Origin of the sequence: Streptomyces sp. NPDC046712, from assembly GCF_040645695.1 — a bacterium.
Taxonomy (GTDB): domain Bacteria; phylum Actinomycetota; class Actinomycetes; order Streptomycetales; family Streptomycetaceae; genus Streptomyces.
Window position 1 is genome coordinate 87,273 of sequence record NZ_JBEYYW010000012.1, and the last position, 19,858, is coordinate 107,130.

General features: G+C 70.0%; 14 protein-coding genes and 4 pseudogenes. 7 read left to right on the forward strand and 11 right to left on the reverse strand.

Annotation, left to right across the window (positions count from 1 at the left end):
- Nucleotides 1–76 precede the first annotated feature (76 nt).
- Entirely contained in the window at nt 77–820 is a 744-nt protein-coding gene (locus ABZ939_RS17860; RefSeq protein WP_361855395.1) for a hypothetical protein, read from the reverse strand.
- Nucleotides 821–1,381: 561 nt separating this feature from the next.
- Here ABZ939_RS17860 and ABZ939_RS17865 point away from each other — a divergent pair.
- The gene (locus tag ABZ939_RS17865) at nt 1,382–2,071 is read left to right on the forward strand and encodes a response regulator transcription factor (RefSeq protein ID WP_361855398.1); all 690 of its coding nucleotides are present in this window, start codon (nt 1,382–1,384) and stop codon (nt 2,069–2,071) included.
- A gap of 14 nt (nt 2,072–2,085) precedes the next feature.
- A complete protein-coding gene (locus ABZ939_RS17870) occupies nt 2,086–3,894 on the forward strand; it encodes a HAMP domain-containing sensor histidine kinase (protein WP_361855401.1) in 1,809 nt (602 codons plus the stop codon).
- A 506-nt stretch (nt 3,895–4,400) separates the two neighbouring features.
- Here ABZ939_RS17870 and ABZ939_RS17875 read toward each other — a convergent pair.
- A complete protein-coding gene (locus ABZ939_RS17875; protein WP_361855404.1) occupies nt 4,401–4,841 on the reverse strand; it encodes an SDR family NAD(P)-dependent oxidoreductase in 441 nt (146 codons plus the stop codon).
- 15 nt (nt 4,842–4,856) lie between these two features.
- Between ABZ939_RS17875 and ABZ939_RS17880 the strand changes: the two genes are divergently transcribed.
- Nucleotides 4,857–5,099 (forward strand): MerR family DNA-binding protein, encoded by a 243-nt coding sequence (locus ABZ939_RS17880; RefSeq protein ID WP_361855647.1) that lies wholly within the window; start codon nt 4,857–4,859, stop codon nt 5,097–5,099.
- A gap of 48 nt (nt 5,100–5,147) precedes the next feature.
- Here the strand turns inward: ABZ939_RS17880 and ABZ939_RS17885 are convergent.
- Nucleotides 5,148–5,998: pseudogene (locus ABZ939_RS17885) on the reverse strand (IS5 family transposase).
- A gap of 108 nt (nt 5,999–6,106) precedes the next feature.
- Nucleotides 6,107–6,514 (reverse strand): RidA family protein, encoded by a 408-nt coding sequence (locus ABZ939_RS17890; protein WP_361855407.1) that lies wholly within the window; start codon nt 6,512–6,514, stop codon nt 6,107–6,109.
- A 144-nt stretch (nt 6,515–6,658) separates the two neighbouring features.
- Between ABZ939_RS17890 and ABZ939_RS17895 the strand changes: the two genes are divergently transcribed.
- Nucleotides 6,659–7,039 carry a helix-turn-helix domain-containing protein gene (locus ABZ939_RS17895; RefSeq protein ID WP_361855410.1) on the forward strand — a complete coding sequence of 127 codons (381 nt, stop codon included), beginning with the start codon at nt 6,659–6,661 and terminating at the stop codon, nt 7,037–7,039.
- Between the two features lie 161 nt (nt 7,040–7,200).
- On the opposite strand, the pseudogene ABZ939_RS17900 reads toward ABZ939_RS17895, so the two are convergent.
- Nucleotides 7,201–7,434, reverse strand: a pseudogene (locus tag ABZ939_RS17900) (GNAT family N-acetyltransferase); the annotation flags it as partial.
- Nucleotides 7,388–7,677, reverse strand: a pseudogene (locus ABZ939_RS17905) (IS256 family transposase); the annotation flags it as partial. The pseudogenes ABZ939_RS17905 and ABZ939_RS17900, both read right to left, overlap by 47 nt.
- 50 nt (nt 7,678–7,727) lie before the next feature.
- Between ABZ939_RS17905 and ABZ939_RS17910 the strand changes: the two are divergent.
- On the forward strand, nt 7,728–8,162 hold the full coding sequence (locus ABZ939_RS17910) for a VOC family protein (RefSeq protein WP_361855413.1): 435 nt from the start codon (nt 7,728–7,730) through the stop codon (nt 8,160–8,162).
- Nucleotides 8,163–8,231: 69 nt separating this feature from the next.
- Here ABZ939_RS17910 and ABZ939_RS17915 read toward each other — a convergent pair.
- Nucleotides 8,232–8,742 (reverse strand): annotated as a pseudogene (locus ABZ939_RS17915) (transposase family protein); the annotation flags it as partial.
- Nucleotides 8,743–9,001: 259 nt separating this feature from the next.
- Here ABZ939_RS17915 and ABZ939_RS17920 point away from each other — a divergent pair.
- Both ABZ939_RS17920 and ABZ939_RS17925 read left to right on the forward strand, forming a co-directional pair.
- Nucleotides 9,002–9,205 carry an integrase gene (locus tag ABZ939_RS17920; protein WP_361855415.1) on the forward strand — a complete coding sequence of 68 codons (204 nt, stop codon included), beginning with the start codon at nt 9,002–9,004 and terminating at the stop codon, nt 9,203–9,205.
- A gap of 72 nt (nt 9,206–9,277) precedes the next feature.
- Nucleotides 9,278–9,400, forward strand: coding sequence for a hypothetical protein (locus ABZ939_RS17925; protein ID WP_263973268.1), 123 nt, complete (start codon nt 9,278–9,280; stop codon nt 9,398–9,400).
- 380 nt (nt 9,401–9,780) lie between these two features.
- On the opposite strand, the gene ABZ939_RS17930 is transcribed toward ABZ939_RS17925, so the two are convergent.
- From ABZ939_RS17930 to ABZ939_RS17945, 4 genes are all read right to left on the reverse strand, one after another.
- On the reverse strand, nt 9,781–12,828 hold the full coding sequence (locus ABZ939_RS17930) for a DUF3962 domain-containing protein (protein WP_361855418.1): 3,048 nt from the start codon (nt 12,826–12,828) through the stop codon (nt 9,781–9,783).
- Between the two features lie 82 nt (nt 12,829–12,910).
- Complete coding sequence (locus tag ABZ939_RS17935) at nt 12,911–16,687, reverse strand: hypothetical protein (protein ID WP_361855421.1); 3,777 nt, start codon at nt 16,685–16,687, stop codon at nt 12,911–12,913.
- Nucleotides 16,680–17,963, reverse strand: coding sequence for a hypothetical protein (locus ABZ939_RS17940; RefSeq protein ID WP_361855424.1), 1,284 nt, complete (start codon nt 17,961–17,963; stop codon nt 16,680–16,682). Before ABZ939_RS17940 ends, ABZ939_RS17935 begins: the two co-directional genes overlap by 8 nt.
- Entirely contained in the window at nt 17,956–19,701 is a 1,746-nt protein-coding gene (locus ABZ939_RS17945) for a PD-(D/E)XK nuclease family protein (protein ID WP_361855426.1), read from the reverse strand. Before ABZ939_RS17945 ends, ABZ939_RS17940 begins: the two co-directional genes overlap by 8 nt.
- Nucleotides 19,702–19,858: the final 157 nt, after the last annotated feature.

A 19,858-nucleotide genomic window follows, 5' to 3' on the forward strand; every position in this document is an offset into this window, starting at 1 on the left:
CACTCCTGTTTGGTACTTGGTCGATCGCCCTGGCATTTCCGGGGGCGTTTCTCACCGTCATCCCTTACCGCTCGCATCAGCGTTCGAGAGACTCGGCGTCCCCCATGACAACCACCGGGTGCTGAGCGGGGTCGAGGGTGCGCAGCAGCTCCTGCATGTGCTGCTTCGCCACGCTGACGCAGGCTTGAGTGGGCCCGCCGTGGTCTACGTGCAGCCAGATGCCCCCGCCCTTGCCGGCGCCGAGCGGGCGGGTCCAGTCGAGGGGCGAGGTGCCAGGCTTGCGGTTGTAGTTGATCGCCACGACATAGTCGAAGGAGCCCGAGAGCGGCTCCCCTTCGAAGCCCGTGCCGTTGATGGTGAATCCGCGCCCTCGGTCGTACGGCAGCCTGGTGCCGGGATCGGCGAGCAGCCCGCCTGCGTCGGTGAGGGTGAACACACCGATGGGCGAGCGGAGATCACCCGCATGATGGTCGTCAGTCCAGCCTTTGAGGCCGTTGTGGGCCGGCCAGGTGGCTCCCGGCTCCCAGCCCGCTCCGGTGCGTCGGTACAGCACCACCTGCGACGTTGGGGAGTCCTTGCCCTGGCCGGTGACCAGCACGACCTGGCGTGCGTTGTCGGGAATCTCGGCCAGCGTCCGGGGGCCCAGGCCCGGCAGCCGCGCGGAGCTGTTGCTGTTCGAGGATGCCTGCCGGCCGGGTCTGGCCTGGGTTGTGCTGGGGGCCGCAGGCACGGTGGCCGAACTGTCATGCGCTTCGGCGGCCGAATGGCCGTCTTCGATCGCTCTGACCCCCGTCCCCATCCCGCCGCATCCGGTGAGCATGACGAGCAGGGCCAGGCCGGCGGCCGGTATCCCGAGACACCTCGCGCTGAGGGTTGCAGAGGTGGTCGCTCGTCGATTCCCGGCCCAGGCACGACGGCGTGCGGACCGACGCATTGATGAAGTCATGGTCGTCAGGCTGGAGGAGACGTATGAGGAACTCGTCAGCACCAGACTCCCGGCCCGGAGCTGTGGCCAATCCCGGCCCGGAGCTGTGGCCGATCGGCAGACAGGCCGGGATCGGCGGTGAGACGGCCGGTTGCTTCGGTGGACGAGGGCTTCATCGTGCGTGTCGGACGCGCGTCGCTGGTTCGCGTGAAACAGACCCGGTGCGCACGGCACGGTGAGTCGCCACGGCCTCAGCAGGAGTGACTGGGGGTTCGGACAATCCTTCGCGACCGCAGCCGGGACATTCGATCGGCTCGTCTCCACCATCACTCCGGACGGTCGCCGCACGGGATGCCTCGAGCGACCGCGGCCATGCGAATATCAGGAAGTTGTCAGGGTGTGGGAAGCCTCGCACATGGTTCTGGACACCGATCACACGCGCTTAGAGTCAGCTGCGTGTGCGCACATATTCTGGTCGCGGAAGACGACACCATGCAGGCTGAGCTCATACGACGGCTGCTGCTTCGTGAGGGTCACACCACCGTCGTCGTCTCTGACGGGCGGGCCGCGATCGACGAGGCTACGAGCCGCAGACCCGACCTGGTTGTCCTGGACCTCATGCTGCCCAGGGTCGACGGACTCGGCGTCTGCCGAGTGCTGCGGCAGAACGGGGACGTACCCGTTCTCATGCTCACCGCCCGCTCCACCGAGGACGACGTGCTGCTCGGCCTCGAGGTCGGTGCGGACGACTACATGACCAAGCCATACAGCCCACGGGAACTGATGGCCCGCATACGTACCGTCCTGCGCCGCACCCTCCGGCCCGCCGACGGCTCCCCCGTGCTCCGCGCGGGCGGCATCACCGTCGATCCGGCACGGCACGAAGTCACCTGCGACGGCGTACCCGTCCCGTGCACACCGGGCGAGTTCGCCATCCTCCATGCCATGACCGAGGCACCCGACCGGGTCTTCTCGCGCCGTCAACTGCTGGAGCACACCCGGGGTCATGACCGCGCCTCCACCGAGCGTGCCATCGACGTACACATCATGAACCTGCGCAAGAAGATCGAGGCCGACCCGCGCAGACCCGTCCGGCTGCTGACCGTCTTCGGTGTCGGCTACAAGCTCACCGGACAGCCGTCATGACGCCTGGTCCCCGCATGCCCTGGCGCAAGAGCCTGCTGGTCCGGCTGCTTCTCACTTCCATCGCCATCGCCGTACTCTCCGTGGGCGCCACCGCCTGGCTGGCCGTGCAGACCACGACGCGGGCCATCCAGGAGGAGCGCGGTCAGGTGCTCTCCGACGACACCGACATCCTGCGGCAGCTCAGTGGCTACGCCGCGACCCACGCCGACTGGGGCGGCGTGCAGTCCTCGGTGCAAGCCCTCTCCCGCACCATGGGCCGGCGCGTCGCCCTGACGTCGGAGGACGGCCGCACCATCGCCGACTCCGCCACCCCAGGCACTGCCCTGCCCGCGCGCGCCTCAGCAACCGTCGACCCGCTGAACACCGACACCGATACCGAACCGGGCGCCCAGCTCGCCGGGATCGACCCGCGGGCGGTCGGACCGTATCTCCTCCCCGCAGCAGAACGAGCACAGGTGAAGGCGCTCGCCGACAAGCGCCTGACCTGTATGCGCGCGAACATGAGCGACGGCAGCATCCGGCAGCTTCCCAGCGGCCGCTCCGTAGTCATCGCCGACGGCGGAGAGGCGTCCGTGCCCTCGCAGTGCGCGGACGGAGCGCTCAGCACCCCCACCCGCACCGAGCAGAAGGCACTGGACCACCTCAGCTCTCTGACCGCCCCCTGCCTCAGCCTGGACGGCGCGAAGCAGCGGGCAGCCAGCCCGCCGGCCGGAATCGGAGTCGATTTCATACCCGGCTCCACCGCCGCGCCCGAAGGTCCCGGCCGCCGGCTCGATGGCAGTCGGCAGACGCAGACCTGTGTCGACGACGCGCGCCGCACCCAACTCGACCCGTACGTCGCCCCCAGAGCGAGGCTCTATCTGGGCGCCCTCGGCCAACAGTCCGTGGGCTTCGACCTCTCTCCCGCCAACAAGGCCAAGATCGTCGGCGTCGCGGGGGTGGTCCTCGTCGTCACCATCGCCATAACCACCGTGGTCGCGATCCGCCTCGTCCGTCCCCTGCGAGCCCTGACGGCCGCGGCCCAGCAGCCGCCACAGCGGCACACACACGTCGCCGTCACCACCAAGGACGAGACCGGCCACCTGGCCGCCGCCTTCAACGACCTCACCACACGACGCCAACAACTGGAGGCACAGCGCAAGGCCATGGTCAGCGACATCGCCCATGAGCTGCGGACCCCTCTGACCAACATCCGCGGCTGGCTGGAGGTCACCCGCGACGGGCTGCTCGAGCCGGACCCGGACCTCATCGCCTCCCTGCACGACGAGGCACTGCTCCTGCAGCACATCATCGACGATCTGCAGGACCTCGCCGCCGCCGACGCCGGCACCCTGACACTGCACCGCGAACCCGTACGCGCGGACGACCTCGTCGCCCAGACCGTGTCGGCCCACCGCACCCGGGCGGAATCCTCGGACATCCGCCTGTGTACCCACACCGATCCCGGCCTCACCCTGGACGCCGACCCGGTGAGGATGCGGCAGGTACTGGGCAACCTCACCTCCAACGCGCTCCGGCACACTCCGGCGGGCGGCACGATCACACTCACCGCCCGACAAGCCGGCGACCTGGCCGTCCTCACCGTGGAGGACACCGGCAGCGGCATCGCCACCGACGACCTCCCCCACGTCTTCGAGCGCTTCTGGCGGGCCGAGAAGTCCCGCAGCAGACGCACCGGCGGCAGCGGCCTGGGCCTGTCCATCGCCCGCCAGCTCGTCGAGGCGCACGAAGGAACCGTCACCGTCGACAGCGAGCCCGGCAGCGGCTGCGTATTCACCATCGAACTCCCCCGAGCTCATCACACGAACCGACAAACCCCATGACACACGCAGCGCGAACCACGGCCGACGCAGCGCGCCCGTGCTCCAAGCCCTGGCTCGTGACATGTCGGGCCGCGAGAGAGGCGGCGTGGTCTTCACGACCGCCGCCAAGGGACGGTCTGGCCGGCTGCTCGGCAAAGGGAACTGCGCCACCACCGCCGGGCTCGCTGCTCCCGCGAGGTGTTCTCCTGCTCCCTGTTCACACCGAACACCCCCGACCGGGAGGTCACCCGCTCCTACGCCGGCGAGGGCGCCGTGCCTGCTTGACTTCACCGCCACCGACGACCGGGAGGGCGCCGAGCTGTCGGCACCGCGGGGCACGACCCTGCGCCTGCACCGGGTCCTGCGCCCCGCTCCGGAGAACACCCCTCTCCTGCCCCGCGGGCGACCGGCCATGTCGCCGGCTGCTGGAACCTGCCGGACGGCACCCGTGCGCGAGGCCTGTTCGTCACCCTGCACACGGGCCCGCGTACCTGGGCGACAGCCTGACGCGGCACCACCGGCCGGTGTCAGGCCTCCTGGACCGCAGGGGGTCGGACGTCGGCCGGGTCCAGGGACAGCGCGGTCTTGGCCATGGCGGCGAACTCGTCGACGAGGATCTCCGTGCGACCGGCCTCCACCTCGTCGAGCACGGTCCGTACGGCGGCGGCCGGATCGTTCTTGGGCAGCTCCATGCCCGCCATCATGTCGGTGTCCGTCGGGCCCAGGACGACACCGCTGACCAGGGTGTTCTGGGCGGCGAGTTCGAGCCGGACGCAGTTGGTCAGGCTCCAGGCCGCGGCCTTGGCCGTGTTGTACGCGCCGGCGTGCTCACCGCCGACCCAGGACGCCACCGACAGCATGTTCACGAGCGCGCCGCCACCGCCCGCCCGCAGGACCGGTGCGAAGGCACGCACCATGTTCAGCAGGCCGAAATAGTTGGTCTCCATCTCCAGCCGGATCCTGTCCATGTCGCCGATGACCAGATCGACCGGGTCAGGCTCATCCAGCAGCTGTATGCCGCCGGGCTGCGCAGCGGGACGGTCCGCGAGATCCTGCGCCTCTACATGGGCACCGGCGAGGACGGCCCGGACCCGGTCGCGCTGCTCTCCGCGGAACGCGCCCGGATCGACCGGCAGATCACCGATCTGCTGGAGGTCCGGGCGCGCCTCGACCAGATCCTGGCCGGTGACCCCGCCTGCCGTTACGCCCCGTCCCGCACCGACTGACCGGAGCCGCGCCGCAACCGCAGCGTCACTAGGTTCTGTCGTCAAATGTCACGCCCACATCAGGAGTGATGCGAGGGTGACGGCTGCTTCGTAGGACTGGGCGGTTTTGTCGTAGCGAGTGGCGATGCCGCGCCACTGCTTCAGGCGGTTGAAGCAGCGTTCCACGGCGTTGCGGTGCTTGTAGACCTCCCGGTCGAAGGCCGGCGGGCGGCCACCGCGGCTGCCTCGCCGGGCCCGGTTGCCGACCTGGTCGGCCCGCTCGGGAATCGTGTGGGCGATGCCCTTGCGGCGGAGCCAGACGCGGATCGCCTTCGAGCTGTAGCCCTTGTCGCCCAGCACGTGATCGGGCCGGGTGCGGGGTCGTCCCGGTCCGATCCGGGGCACCCGAATCGCCTCCATCACGGCGGTGAACCGGGTGCAGTCGTTGGTGTTGCCGCCCGTCACGACGAAGGCGAGCGGACGGCCCCGTCCGTCACAGGCAAGGTGAATCTTGCTGGTTAGGCCGCCTCTGGACCGACCGAGGGCCGGGTCGCGGAGCCCCCTTTTCGGGCCCCCGCCGCATGCTGATGGGCCCGGACGACCGTGGAGTCGACAGACACCAGCCACTCGATGTCTCCCGCCGCGTCCGCCTTCGCCTGCGCGGCCCGCAACATCCGGTCGAACGTCCCGTCCGCCGCCCACCTGCGAAAACGCGTATGCAGCGTGGCCCACGGACCGTAACGCTCGGGCACATCCCGCCAGGCCGTCCCAGTCCGGAACTTCCACACGATCCCGTTCAAGACCCTTCGGTCGTCCAGCCGCTTCCGCCCCCGCAACGACTCGGGAAGCAGCGGCCGGACGAACTCCCACTCGGCATCAGACAGTTCATGACGACGTATCACGACCCCATGATCCACCATCCAAGATCATTTGAAGACACTGCCTAGGAGCGTGGGTCAGTAACTGTGACTGAGCACGCTGGTTGGCCGCTGAGCGCCGTAGTTGGCTCAGTGGCAAAGAGCACCTGTTCAGTCGAGGACCGCGGTGGCTTCGATCTCGACCAGGTGGTCGGGGACGTCCAGTGCCGCAACGCCTATCAGCGTGGTCGGCGGAGCCGGTGTGACCCCCAGCTTCGCGGCTGCGCGGGAGATCCCTTCCAGGAGCGCGGGCATCTTGTCGGGGGTCCAGTCGACGACGTAGAAGGTCAGCTTCGCCACGTCGTCGAACGAGCCGCCGATCTCGGCCAGGGCGGTGCCGACGTTGAGATAGCTCTGCTCGACCTGGGCGGTGAGGTCACCTTCCCCGATCGTGACTCCCTCGGCGTCCCATGCGACCTGCCCGGCGATGAAGACCAGCCGTGATCCGGATGCGATCGACACCTGCTGGTAGACGTCGATCTTGGGCAATCCGTTGGGGTTTACAAAGGTAATGGCCATGCTGCCCGTCTCCTCGTCCTGAGCGCCTGTGGGCTCGCGTCCGCGACGCCCAAGACACTCGTTGGTCTCTTGTGGTTACTCAGGCACTGTAGGAGAGTGGTCGCTGACGTGGAAGAACGCACTTTTCAGTGACTGGAGAACCTTATGGTGACCAAGCAGTTCACAGGCTCGCCCGAGGACGCAGACCTGGCGCGTGCGGGCTCGTTGGCGCGGGAGATCTTCTCCGACGTCGCCAACAAGTGGGCGTTCCTGATCGTCGAGGGTCTCGGTGATCGCACTCTGCGCTTCAGCGAGCTGCGGAACGAGATCGAGGGCATCAGCCACAAGATGCTCACCCAGAACCTGCGCATGCTGGAGCGCAACGGCCTGGTCGAGCGCACGGTGCATCCCACTGTCCCACCGCGGGTCGAATACACCCTCACCGAGCCGGGCCAGGCTCTGCGAGCGACAGTCGACGGGATGTGCGACTGGACCCGCCGGTACCTCGGTCACATCGAGGCCGCCCGCCGTCACTTCGCCCCCTGAGCTCTGCGGCCAACTGGGATGCTCAGAGTGGCCAACCAGCGTGCTCAGTCACATCGCCGACGGACGGAAGTTCACCGGGAACCTTCACACCTCAGCACGGGAACCCCACGCAACACGAGCCACGTTTCCGCAGGTCAGCGAAGCCCGTCGCTAGCCCGGCTGAGCCAGTCGACGAGTCCTCGGGCCGCTTCGGTGGCGATGCCTCTTCCCTGCCACGGAGTCCCTAGAACCCAGGCGATCTCGGAGATATGACCGTGGCTGGAGGGGCTGATCGTCGCCTGGACGGTGCCCGTGAGGTATGCCTCGTCACGGAGCCGGATCACCCAGTTCAGCCAGGTGACGGCCGGATCAGGAGGGTCCAGCCGCCCGGTGCTGATACGCCGCGACCGCCTCAGGGCGTTCGACGAGCCGGCCGCGTTCGAAGCGGGCTCCGGCGCGGACGAGGGCGACGAGGTGTGGTGCGTTCACGGATCGCCAGCGGGCCTGGCGGACTCGACGAGTTTGAAGACCATCGCGAGTGCGGCGGCCGCGCTGCCGGCTCCCTTGGTGACCTTGGTCCGCAGCGGCACGGTCGCGAAGGTCGATTCGATGGGATTCGTCGTGCGCAGGTGGACCCAGTGCTCGGCGGGGAAGTCGTAGGTGAGGAAATGAGCGGCAGGGTCCTCCTGGCACGCGGTACGGTGCGCCGATGTCAGCGATCAAGAAGTTCCAAGTCACCTTTGACTGCGCAGAACCTGAGCGCCTCGCTCGCTTCTGGTGTGAAGTGTTGGGGTACGTCATGCCGCCGCCACCGGAGGGGTTCACCACCTGGGACGATTTCAACCGCACCCTGCCTCCTGAGAAGCAGGGATCATGGTTCGCCTGCAGCGATCCCTCGGGCGTGGGCCCGCGCCTGTACTTCCAGCGCGTCCCCGAAGGAAAGATGGTTAAGAATCGGGTGCATCTCGACGTCCGGGTCGGCACTGGGCTCGTGGGGGACGAGCGCCTCGCCACGCTCGAAGCCGAGTGCGCACGACTGGTCGCGCTCGGTGCGACCCACGTACAGACGTTGTACGCCGATGAGGAAAACGAGTCGTGCATCCCGATGCTGGACATCGAGGGCAACGAGTTCTGTATCGACTGAACATTCTCCGAGCCGGCGAGGTGGGCAGCCACCTTCCTTGGGCCTCTCTGGTCTCGTATGGGGCGGGCGCTACCTCGCGAGGACGAGGTTGTGCCAGCCGGGCGATGCCGAGCATGGCGGTGTGAACGCCGTCGCCTTTCAGACGGCAGTCACGAAGGATCTTCCATGCCTTCATCCCCGCGAAGACGTGCTCGACGCGGGCCCGGACCTTGCGGTGAGAGGTGTTGTGCTCCTCTTTCCAAGCCGGCAGTTCGGTCTGGCCGCGTTCACGACGAGTCGGGAGTCGGCGTCGATGGCGACCTGGTGGTTGGTCGAGTACCGGTAGTTCTTCGACTGCTCGGCAACCGTATGATCCCGCGTGGGCACTAGTGCGCCGTCGACGATCAGCACGGCGTCCTTACGGAGCCGCTGACGGGGCTGAACCGCAAGCGACGGTCCGAGGCGGCCGATGATGCGGTTAGCGGCCGACTTCGACACCCCGAACAGCAGGGCGAGCTGCGGCAGCGTCAAGTTTCGTGCGCCAGTAGGCCGTTACCAGCAGGATCCGGTCCTCCAGACTCAGGCTCCACGGTCGACCCTGCGCGCAATCCTATGCACGCGAAATCTGTGCGGTGGCCCAAGTCGCCACGTCAGCGGCGCGACGCGTGGCCGGTGGGTACGGCACTGCGAGTCCGCGATGCCATCAGCGAGCGGAACAGGATCGCCGTCGTAGTCGGCCCGGGGGTGCGGACTCCGCCAGGGCGAGGTGGCGTTCCCGTCGGTAGAGGTGGAGCGCCTGGCAGTGGGCGGCGGCCCCGAAGGGCGGTTTCCACGTGCTTCGGCACACCTACGCCTCGATCATGTTGGAGGCCGGAGAGTCCGTCGTGACCCTGGCTCGGTGGGTCGGACACTCCTCGCCGGCGATCACCCTCGGTTACTATGCTCACTTCATGCCGGAAGCCGGCAGCAAGGGGCGCGGCACCATCGACGGTCTGCTTGGGGAGTGGGGAGACCGGCTCGCCGGCCGAAACTCCCAGATTCTCCCCAGCGCCGTTGACCGGTGACTCCTGCCTCTACGCCCCGGAGAAGTCGTCCGTGGATTGTAAGGCTGAAGAGATGGGTGGCCTGGGAAAGTGTTGGAAGAGGTCGTAGCGACCCGCTATGTCACGCCCCTGCGTGAAGGCGGTTCGCTCCCCGGGATCGTCGAGGCCGACGATCTCGGTACGTACGTCATGAAGTTGTCCACCTGGTGGCGCTGACCTGCATCGATGGGGCTGCGTCTGCCCCTGACCTGCGCGGATGACTCTTTCAGCGTCTTTCAGGATTCTGCTGCGTTACGCGGTCGATTCTCCCCACGCGCTCCCCAGGACCGCCCATACTCCCCAGATTCTCCCCAGGACGGCGGGCTTGGTGGCATGGGACGTCCCACCACCGGAGGCGCTGCCAAGGGCACGTTAATGGACGCCTGACCTCGAGATCGCTGCTGAGGGCGGCGGTGCGGCCGACTACGTGCTTGCGATAGCCCGCCGTCGGGATCGTGGAGGCCGGCGAACGCGGCTGCCAGGAACTCACAGCAGCTGTCATTGGTCTCTCAGGACACACGACCTCAGGCACCAGTGCGCATGCTTCGATTTCGTCCTCAGACGTGGGCAGTATCGGCCTCGTCGTCCGGCGTCGTGGACAGTCCGGCCGCGTCGGCGAGGTCCGGGTCCTCCATGCTTTGGTTTCCCGCAGGTGTGTCCGCCTCCTCGCCCGGAGTCCGGTCGCTGTCGGCGAGTGTCGGCAGGACATATGCCTGGGCCAGCCCCGCGAGGTGGAGGGGGAGGGGGAGGGACAGGGCGGCGGCGTAGTCCGGGGCCTGGCGGAGCTGGTGCATGGCGAGGGCCAGCGCCTCGGGGTCGTCGGGCTTTTCCCGTACGGGGGCTGCCGAGCCGTCGTCCTCGTGGCAGCCCAGGACCGTGATCTCCACCAGGGTTGGGTTCCAGGCGCTGGTGCCCGCCTGCGAGGTGAGGTTGCCTGCCGCGTTGACCCGGGTGGCGAGGCGGTCGAGTGCGGGGGAGATCGCATGGGTTCCGGGGCGTTCGGTGGTGCTGTAAAAAACCCGCTCGCCCGGCGAAGCCCCGTCCCCGTGCCGCTGCTGAGGATTCTGCGCCCAGAAACCGGCCGGCTGCCCGTGGGACTTGCCTGGTTCGGCCAGGCCCCACCACTGGGCGCTCTCGCGGCCGCCGCACCCGCGCACGCGTACGAGGCGGAGTTCGTCGTCCAGCCGGCCTGCCGGGGCGTGGCCGGTCTTGATCAGGTCGCGTTCGATCAGGCCGTCCTGGAGCCAGGGCCAGTGCAGTCGGCTGTTCTGAGCGTGGGTGAGCAGCGCGGTGGGCTGTCCACGGAGGGAGTGCAGCACGCGCTGGAGGAATGCCGCCGTCTCCTTGCGCTGCTGGGCGAGGTTGCTGCGCCACTGCTTGCCGGTGACCCAAGGGGCATCGGGACGCGCATCCTCGCCTGGAGTCTCGGGTTCCGTGAACGCCTCGGGGTTGATCTCAGCCTGTTTCACCAGACCGAGGAGGAACTGCGGGTAGGGCACCCATTCCCCTGCGGTGTCATCCCAGCCGCGTACGGCCGCGAGGCCGTGCCCGGCCGGGAGCGGGGTGACGAGGACCGCCACAGGCAGGTGCTTGGGCAACCGGGTCGGGCCGTCCTTGCGACGCTTCACCATCCACACCGCCGCGTACTGCAGCGCGTCGGGAAGATCGTCACCGAGGGTGTGCTGGGGCAGTACGCGGACACCGAGCTGACGCAGTCCGTCGAGCCATGAGCTGTGTGCGCGGTGGTCGAGGCTGTCCGCGTTGTCGATCTGCCGGTCGGTGGACGGGGTGACGACGAACTGCGTCAGCAGGCCCGCGTCGGCGCACCCGAGGCGGATTGCGAACTTGGGGTCGGTCGACGCCGGGCGGAACGTGCTGCGGTGTGCGATTTCCACGAGGGCGAGTTCGGGGCGGGAGGGGTCCACCCCGTCCGCGCGGAGCCAGGCGCGCAGGGCACGGCGCCGATCGGCAACGGCCGCCGCGAGTGCCGCACCTCTGCGCTTGACCGCCGGGTCGGGCACGAGCCGGTCGCCCAGTCCCTCGGCGAGGGGCAGACAGCGCAGCCGGAGGGTGATCTCCGCCGTCCGCCACTCCAGGACGACCGGCGCTCCGGGCGTGGCCTCGTCGAAGTCCCGCTCCGTGATGTGGGCGGCACTGGCGTCGCCGTCGCCGTCGAGGCCCAGGGCCTTGGCGAACTGCTCCACCGCCTCGCCGCGCACCTCGGGCGACTGCCACAGCAGCCGGGCCTCCACCACGGGCGGGCCGGCCTGTTCCGGGCCGTGGGAGGCGATCCGGGCCTGTGCCGCAAGCGCCACGCGCCGTGCCTGGGTCTCGCGCAGCAGCTCCTCCTTCTTGGCCTCGTCGGTCCTGGGCTTGGGCCGCCGGTTCTGCGGAGCGCCGATGCCCTTGCCGCGCCCGCGCGCGAGGTCGGGTACCCGGACCAGTGCTTCAGGGAGGGCCTGCTCGGCCCATTCCGTGAGCTGAGCCCGCTGGTTGGGCATGAAGCCGGGGCCGATCTCGTGTTGGCCCATCCTGGTGCTGTGGACCACGGCGGCGCGGACGCCGCGGCCCTCGCCGATCCAGGAGACCGGTTCGGTAAGGAGTTGTTCGGGGTCGGGGAAGTTGCCGGCGAGGCTGAGTCCGCGCAGGATGCCGGCCGTGTCGTTCTCCGACCAGACGAACGTGTCGGCGGCCCGGTCGCGGCGCAGACGGGCCAGTGCGTAGCGTTCGGTGGCCGGTGCGCCGGGCAGCCAGGGGATGGTGGGCCGCAGATAGACGGTGGTGGCCTCCCGGTAGGGCAGGTTGAGGCGTTTGGTGGTGGTCCGGGGGTGGGTCGCCCAGCGGCGCACCCCCCAGTGCAGGTGGACACGCGGCCTGGGGTCGAACGGTGTGGTGTGCAGGGAGATGTTCAGGAGGACGGAGAACCACCACTCCTTGCGTTTGACGGTCCGGCACAGGGGCTGCGACATGAGTTCCGCGCCCTGGTCGCGAGGCCCGCGGGGCAGCGCCCGGAACCGCAGCTCCCCGCCCTCGAACGGGAAGGGATCGAGGGTCAGGATGCGTCGTGCCAGGGCGTCGGTGGCGAGCTGGAACTGGCGCGGTTCCGGGGCGGCGGTGCCGCCCCGGGTGATCGGGGTGGTGAGGAGTTCGAGGCCGGTGACCGGCTGCCACCCGGGCAGGTTCTGCTTCAGCTCGGCGCTGCTCGCGAGCAGCAGTGCGCGGAACCGCGGATCCTGTGCGGAGTCCTTGGGACCGAGGGTACGCAGCCAGGCGTCGAGGAGCTGCCGCAGGGAACGGCCCGGGAGGGGGTCGGGCGCCGAGGCCGGTACGTACATCCAGAAGTCCTCGGCGCCCTGCGGCCCCGGTTCCACGGGGATCCGCGGCCGGGGGCGGACGATCACGTCGGGGGCGAGCGTCTGGAGCACGCCGTCGAGTCGGCGGGTGGGCAGCGTCGGCTGTCGCTTCTCCTCGTCCCGCCCGTGGTTGTGCAGGTCGAGGAGTCCGGCATGCCAGTGTTCGGGGAAGGGGAGCGCGCGGAAGTCCTCAATCCAGGGGGTGCCCTCCTCGGCCAGGTGGTACGCGGATCGGCGGATGTTCTTGTACATGTCGGTTCTCCCTGCGATGTCCGTACGTGCGCGGGTGCGGTTGCCCGCCAAGAGCGCTGCCCAGGGCGGTGATCGGCGTGCTTCAGGCGCCCGACCGCGGGCCGGGTGACGTCCCCATGGCGCACAGTGCTTCGTACAGCGGGCGGTAGAGCAGCTTGACGAGTGCGGCGTCGGCGGGGTCGCTGCGCGCGCCGTACCCGGCGGTGTCGCAATCGGTGTCGGTCCGGGCGAAGTACGGCGCCAGGACGTCCCGCAGCCGGACGAGCAGCCCCGGGTCGCCCGCGCGGCGTGTTCGCCGGCCCTGGCCGGTGAAGGGGGCCTGCGCCGCGGCGAGTCGTGGTGCGAAGGCCGCGTCGACGAACACGACGCGGGCGGGTACGCCCCCGCGGACGAGGCGCCCGATGACCTGCCAGATGGTGACGAGCTGGTCCCAGACGAAGGACTTCTTCTCGTCGTCGGAGAGCGAGGAGTAGATGTAGGGCCGTGACAGCACGTGTCGCCACACGCCGCGTGCGGTGGTCCTGAAAGCGCTGCCCGCCGCGTCCAGGTCCCCGGCCTGGGTGACCATGTCGCTGAACGTCCCTTCCTCCGGCAGCTTCAGCTGACCGCGTACGAACCGTGTCGCCCAGTCGTTGATGGCGAAGACCGCCAGGGAGAGGTCGTCGGGGCGGGGGTGCGGGCGGACCAGGAAGAACACCGTCCCGAACGCCGCCACCTTCTCCTCGCCGGGCCGTTGGGGGGTGGTCAGGATGTTGTGTCCTCGCTCCACGGCGAGGAGGGGCGCCACGAGCAGTTCCGCGTCCGGGTCGTCGGCGAAGGACGCGAGGTCCCCACGCCGGACCGCTCCTGCACCCGACCCCGATCCCGTGCCCAGTGCCTGGCTCCCCGCCGGCGCCGTCCCGTCGACGGCGGCCTCCAGTTCGGCGTCGTCGGCAGCCAGGACGCGTACCCGGCCGCGCCAGCGCGGGATCTCGTTCAGGGCGGTGGCGGCCACCTTGGCTTCCGCATAACTGCCCACCAGGAGCAGGGCGCGCTTGCGGCGCTGGTCGGGGATGCGGGCGAGTTCGCTCTGGAGGGGAGAGGAGTTGCCGTCGCTCCGGGACCGGGCGAGCCGGTCGATCATCAGCCGCAGGACGTCCTCACGCTGGTCGGGATCCTGGCCGGAGAGCCGGATCGGCTGCCCTGCGGCGTCGTAGAGGAACTCGGTGCGGAACACGGTCTCCCGGATGGCGTCGAGAGCCTTGCGCTGCGGTTTCAGTACGGCACGGACGGGGGCGAGGACATGGGCCCGGGTGGAGGTGCCGGCCCAACTGGTGCCCGACATCAGCAGCACATGCGGGCCCGCCTTGCCGAGGCCGGGGTCGGCGCCGAGCTGGGGAAGTCCCAGGAGCAGTTCCCGGCCCACGCCCGCGCAGCGGAAGAAGCGCAGGGTGCCGGTGCGGTGTCCGTCCTTGTCGCGGGCCGCGGCCCGCTCGTCCACCAGGTACTGGAAGCCCAGGACGTTGCCCATGGGCGCTTCGGGCAGCAGCGGCGCGTAGTCGAGCGGCGGGCGGCGGGTCAGCTCGTGGGCCGCGGAGTCCAGCCGCAGCGCCGCCTCCACCTGCGGCCACAGGAACGTCACCCGGTCCAGACGCTGGTGCAGGGCGGCGAGGACGAGGGTGAACTCCAGCCGACGCGCGTTGAGTTCCCGCCACTCCTCGGTGAGCGGTACGTCCTCGGGGGCGGGCTTCCTGCCTCGCCCGGCGGCGGACCCGGGGCGCTGTTCCGGGCCTGGCGCTCCGACGAGGAGAAAGTCAAGGAACGCGCGAACACGGCGTCGTGTCTGTTTCTCGTCGAGGGTGTGCAGGACGTCGTGGGTGAGGGCGGTGAGCTCGTCGGCGGGGGTTCCGTAGGGGCCGCGTCCGCCGAGCGGATCGTCGCGGAACGTGTCGAAGAACCCGGTGATCTCCGTGCGTCGCTGCGCCCAGGGAGCCTCGGAGACGGGGGAGTCGCCCTCGGCCCCGAGTCCTTCCTCGTCCTCGTAAAGCGCGCTCTCGTCCTCGATGTCCCCTTCGCTCGCGCTGTCCGGCCGCCCGCCGGCCCGGCCTCGCGTCAGCGGGTACCAGGCGTGCAGCAGCTTCTCCTGGAGGGTCCACGCACTGAAGTAGTCGATCTGCACCCAGTCCCGGAGGCTTCCGTCGTCGATGAGCATGGCGTACAGCCGGTCCGCGGCGGAACCGACGATGTCCAGGGCGGCGGACCACCTTTCCACGTCCTGGTCGGAGAGCTGCAGTCGTCCCTGCCGGGCGAGTTCGGCGATCTCGTGGGTCTGCAGCTGGTCGAGCCAGGAGTCGGAGACACCGGTGGTGACGAGCGTGGCCGACGGGGCGAACATCTGGTCGAGCTGCATCTGTACGCGGTCGGCCTCGTCGACGACGACGATGTCGCTGCGCAGACAGGCCAGCTCCAGATAGCGCAGGCGCTCGGCGTTGAGCTGACGCGGAACAGAAGTCTGGACGAGACTGGCCGGGTTGGCCACCCAGATCAGCGCGTCCACGAGGTCGCGCGCGGCGGAGTGCCGGGGGCAGACGCTCCACAGCGGGCAGGCGTGCGGGCTGCCCAGCTCCTCCTGGTTGGTGTCGGTGTCGTCCGGGGAGCCCTCCGTGCCGACGGCGCCCCGGGCTCGTTCGAGTTCGCGTACCGCGCGCTCGGCCGGGGGCTCCTCGGCGGTCTCCTGGCGCCGGGCGGGGTGAAGGGCACCACAAGGCGCGTCGGTGTAGCGCAGGGGCTCGGACGTGTCGAGTGCGCGCAGGGCGTCCAGTGGGCAGGCGGTGCTCAGGTGGACGAAGACGGGACCGGTGTGGGCCAGCAGGGAGTGTTCTCCACGTGCGGCGAGTCTGCGGTGCAGCCGCTGGGTGTGCTGGGGCCGCGTCGTGCCCCCCTGCACCAGGGCCGCGCTCAGGCCGAGCGTGCGGAACAGCTCGGTCAGCGTCAGCTGTTCGGCCACGTCACCGACGACGAGTGTGATGCGCAGCCCATGGTCGTGCGCCCAGACGGCGAGCAGGGTCATCAAGGTCGACTTGCCGGCGCCGACCATGCCGACGAGGTGGGTGAGTCGGTCGAGCGGCAGTGCGGACGCCGCCTCGAAGACGGTCCCGTCCGGGGTGCGGGTGTCGAGCTCGAGTTGGGCGAGACGCTGCTCCCAGTTCCCCGCCTTGAGCCCGCGTCGCCGCTCCTCCGCGTCCATCCACCGTGCCACGTCGGCGAGTTCGTCGAGCGGAACGTCGAGGGGGCCCGCGGTGGCCGGGTGTTCGGCGGTGAGGGGGTGGCCGGGGAAGGGGTCCCGTACGAGATCGGCGGGGACGGTGACGGAAGTGCGCCGGTGACGGCGGTCCATGAAGCGGTGTTCGCCCGCCTCCGCCGGGGGAAGCGCCTTCGTGGCGAAGCCGGGTAGGTTCGCGAGTGCGTCGTCGTAGGTGGTGAAGCGGTCGGCCGCCACCTTAAGGGGGACCCGGTGGGCGGGTTCTCCGGCCGCCGGGACACGGTACGCGCGCAGCCGTTCGGGCAGTTCCAGGTAGGCGACCAGGCTCTGCCGCCACATCCGGCCGCGACGCATGGGCCAGAGCAGGTGCCGGGCCGCGGCCAGCGCGACCTGTTCGGTGGTGCCGGTGGGGAGCTTCGAGGCCCGCGCGAAGGCGAGGCCGTAGCCGCCCAGGAGCGTCCACGCCCCGTCGGCGGCGTGACCGGGCGCCACGTTCTCCATCAGCCGCAGGGCGAGCTCGACCTGGCAGAGCAGAGCGGGCCGGGTCCCGGCGTGTTCTTCGGGCCAGGGCTTCAGTGCGGTGACAACCGGCTCGTACCAGCTGCTGCGGTCACGCATGGTCCGCTCCCTTCCTTCCGGCGCCGTCGGTCGCCGCCGTCTCTTTTCCGGACCGGGACGACGCCGTGCCTGCCCCGCCTTGCTCTCTGGCCAAAGGCACGGTGTGCGGGGGCATGGTGTGCGGGGGTGCGATGGACGCGTCCGGCCCGTGTTCGCCGGACAGCCGCAGCCGCGCGGCCCGTTTCAGCTGGTCGTCCGTCAGCAGCCGCAGACCGGCCGCCCCCGCGCCCCGCTCCTTGGCGTAGGTGGCCAGGTAGTCGCGGCGGGCGCGCACCCGGAACGCGGGCACCACCCAACAGGCTTCGTCGTACGGGGGCTCGGGGCGGACGGCGGTGGCGGCTCGTCCGAGGAAGGCGGGGTGTGCCCAGTCCTTGACGTCGACGGCCCACACATGGCCGTCGGGGAAGGTGATACGAAGGTCGTACGCGTCGAAGCCGGGCCACATCTCGACGGTGAGGCCCAAGGCGCGCAGCTCGCCCTCCAGGAAGACCTCGGCGCGTCCGGGCCCGGTGACGAACTGCCGCAGGGGTTTCCGCAGCTGACGCAGCTCGCCCACCTCGGACGCGACGAGTTGCCGGCCCTGCGGTGGTGGGCCCTGGTGCCGGCACTGGTCGCGCTCGCACCACCACTCGGTGTCGGAAACCGGATGGAGCAGCGTCAGGCAGCGGTGACAGCACAGGTACGCGCCGTCCCGGCGGAACCCGAGGGGGACGGGGGCGTAGATCTCCTCGACGAGGAAGCGCACGGGGTCGAGGAAGAGGTCTGTGCTCACCTCGGCCCAGTCTGCCTCGGTGAGGACGGGCTGATTCACCAGGAGGCGCCGGAAGGCCGTGTACGACTCGGGTGACGACATGGCCCGGCAGGCGCGCAGGGCCTCGTGGATCACCAGGCGGTCGTACTGCCGTCCGGTGCTGTCGCCGTAGCCCCGCACGGCGAGCTCGTGGCAGAGCTGCGAGGGCTCTCCGGAATCCTCGTCGATCAGCCGGTCTGCGGTGTCGAACAGGTCGGAGGGCAGCCGGTCGAGGGGCCAGCTGCCCAAGGGGCGGGCGCGGGCCCAGCGCATCATCTCGGGCACCCCGGCCGGAGGCTTGGCGCCGTTGCGCAGGCACTGGAGCACCAGGGCGTCCAGAGCCCGCTGCGTGCCTGCCGGGTAGGGCAGGGTGAAGGAGTCGAGGTGGTCGACGGCCGCCAGGTGCAGGACGGCGGTGGCCACGTCCCGCAGGAGGACGACATCGGGGTTGGACAGCCAGTCCGGTACGAGCTGCTGGTCAGGCATGGGGCGGGGCGTCTCCTCGCGGCGGGGTCTGCGGGTCGGGGCTCGACGGGCGCGGATGGCCGGTGACGTAGGCGGTGCCGGGCCGGCACCAGGTCCGCGCCTGACAGCCGTGGCAGTGGCGTCCGGTCCTCGGCTCGTAGGCGGTGTCGTCCAGGAGCGGCTGGGTGAGTCCGGCGATGACGGCCCGGGCCTCGTCGACGGTCTCGGCGCGGCCGGGATCGATGCGTTCGAGTCGGCTCTCCCCGCGGACATCACGCAGATGCTCCAGTTCGACCCAGGAGCGGCGCGGGTCATCGCCGAGCGCGCCCGCGTGGAACAGCAGGATGCCGAGGGCGAGTTGGGGATAGGTGTGCAGCAGGGAGTCGCGTTCCCACAGCGGGCGGGCCGACGTCTTGGTCTCGCGCCAGATCCACCGGCCGCGATGGGTGTACACCAGGTCGGGAACGGCGAGGACGACGATGTCGAGTTCGGGCACGTAAGCCGTGACTCGATGCTGAACGAGCACCTGCTCGTCGGCATCAAGTCCGTTGAGCGGGCACAGCAGCCGGTGTTCCGCGAGCATCCCGGCGGCCTCGCGTGCGGAGGTGTCGTCGAGTCCGGCCCTGGCCCGTACCGCCGTCGGCCCGGGAATCTCCCGGTCCCGGCAGCCGCGCACCGGGCGTTCGGCGTGCTCCGCGTCGAGCCAGGCGTCGACGGCTCTGCCGCGCTGTGCCCCCCGGTCCTCGGCCGAGAGGTCGTTGAGATGGAGTCGTCGCACCAGGTGGTACTGGGCGGGGCACTCGGCGTACAGCCGCAGGTCCCAGACAGAGACGGAGCGGCGCGGGCGTGCGAGAGCGGGAGGGCGTCCACCCCACAGCCGCGGGGTGCGCTTCAGATCCGTGCAGCCGGCGATGGCCTTGCAGTCGACACAGCTCTCCCCGGGCCGCACGCCGAGTTCGGTGGCAGCCGTGACGAAGGCGGGCGCGGCGTCGTCCCGGAACCGTTGACTCGCCTCGGCGGTGCCTGCGGAGAGTAGCTCCTCCACGGACCCGTCGGCGCACCCGACGTCGAAGACGCGGACCAGATCGGGCAAGCAGGTGCTGTCGGTCTCGGTGAGCGGAGGCTGGGCGCCTCGCTTGCGCCGAGGCGTGGGCGCGCCAAAAGCCATCACCTTTGCCACCGCTCCGAGTTCCGCATCGGTACGGTCGGTCTTGGCCCGGCCCATGGAGGGCAGCCACAGATCGCGCACCCTTCCGTCGGCGGAGGCGTACATGCGGCCCCAGACGGTGTGCTCGTACTGCCGGGCGCCCCGCGCGTCGGGAGCGTCCGTGCGGGAAGTGCGCCACGTCCACGGCTGCTTCACCGGCTTGGTTTCGGGCAGCCCGGCCCCGACGGCGGCTGCCTGTTCGCGGGTACGGGCGGCCACGTAGCCCTCCAGGGCATGGGCGGTCCAGGCCAGGTGGGCGGGGTGGACCGGGGCGCCCCAGCCCCGGAAGGGACCGCGGGTGGCTCGGAGTTCCTCGCGTACCCGCTCCACAGGCCACCCGTTGTGTTCCACAAGGTCGAGGGCGGTGAAGAGCGGGCCGAACCCGAACTCCTCGCGGGGCGGCCGCGAGTAGGGCACGGCCGGGTCGGCGACGAGCAGGGGCCGCATCGCGGTGCGCCGGTGGGTGGGGCAGGCCGCGTCGTCGGGACGGGCCGTCCGGGGGCTCGCCCTGATCAACCAGTCGTGGCCGGCGACGCCGGATGGGTTCTGCATGGTGACCCCCGTGGCAGGCGGTATGGGCAGAAGGGTGCCCGGAGCGACGGGAGTCCGAGGACTTCCGGGCACAACCTGAGCATGGCACAGGATTGTGAACTGAGTCCACGGACGGTTCGTGTCTAGAATCTTTCACGCTACCCTGGTTGGTCTGATG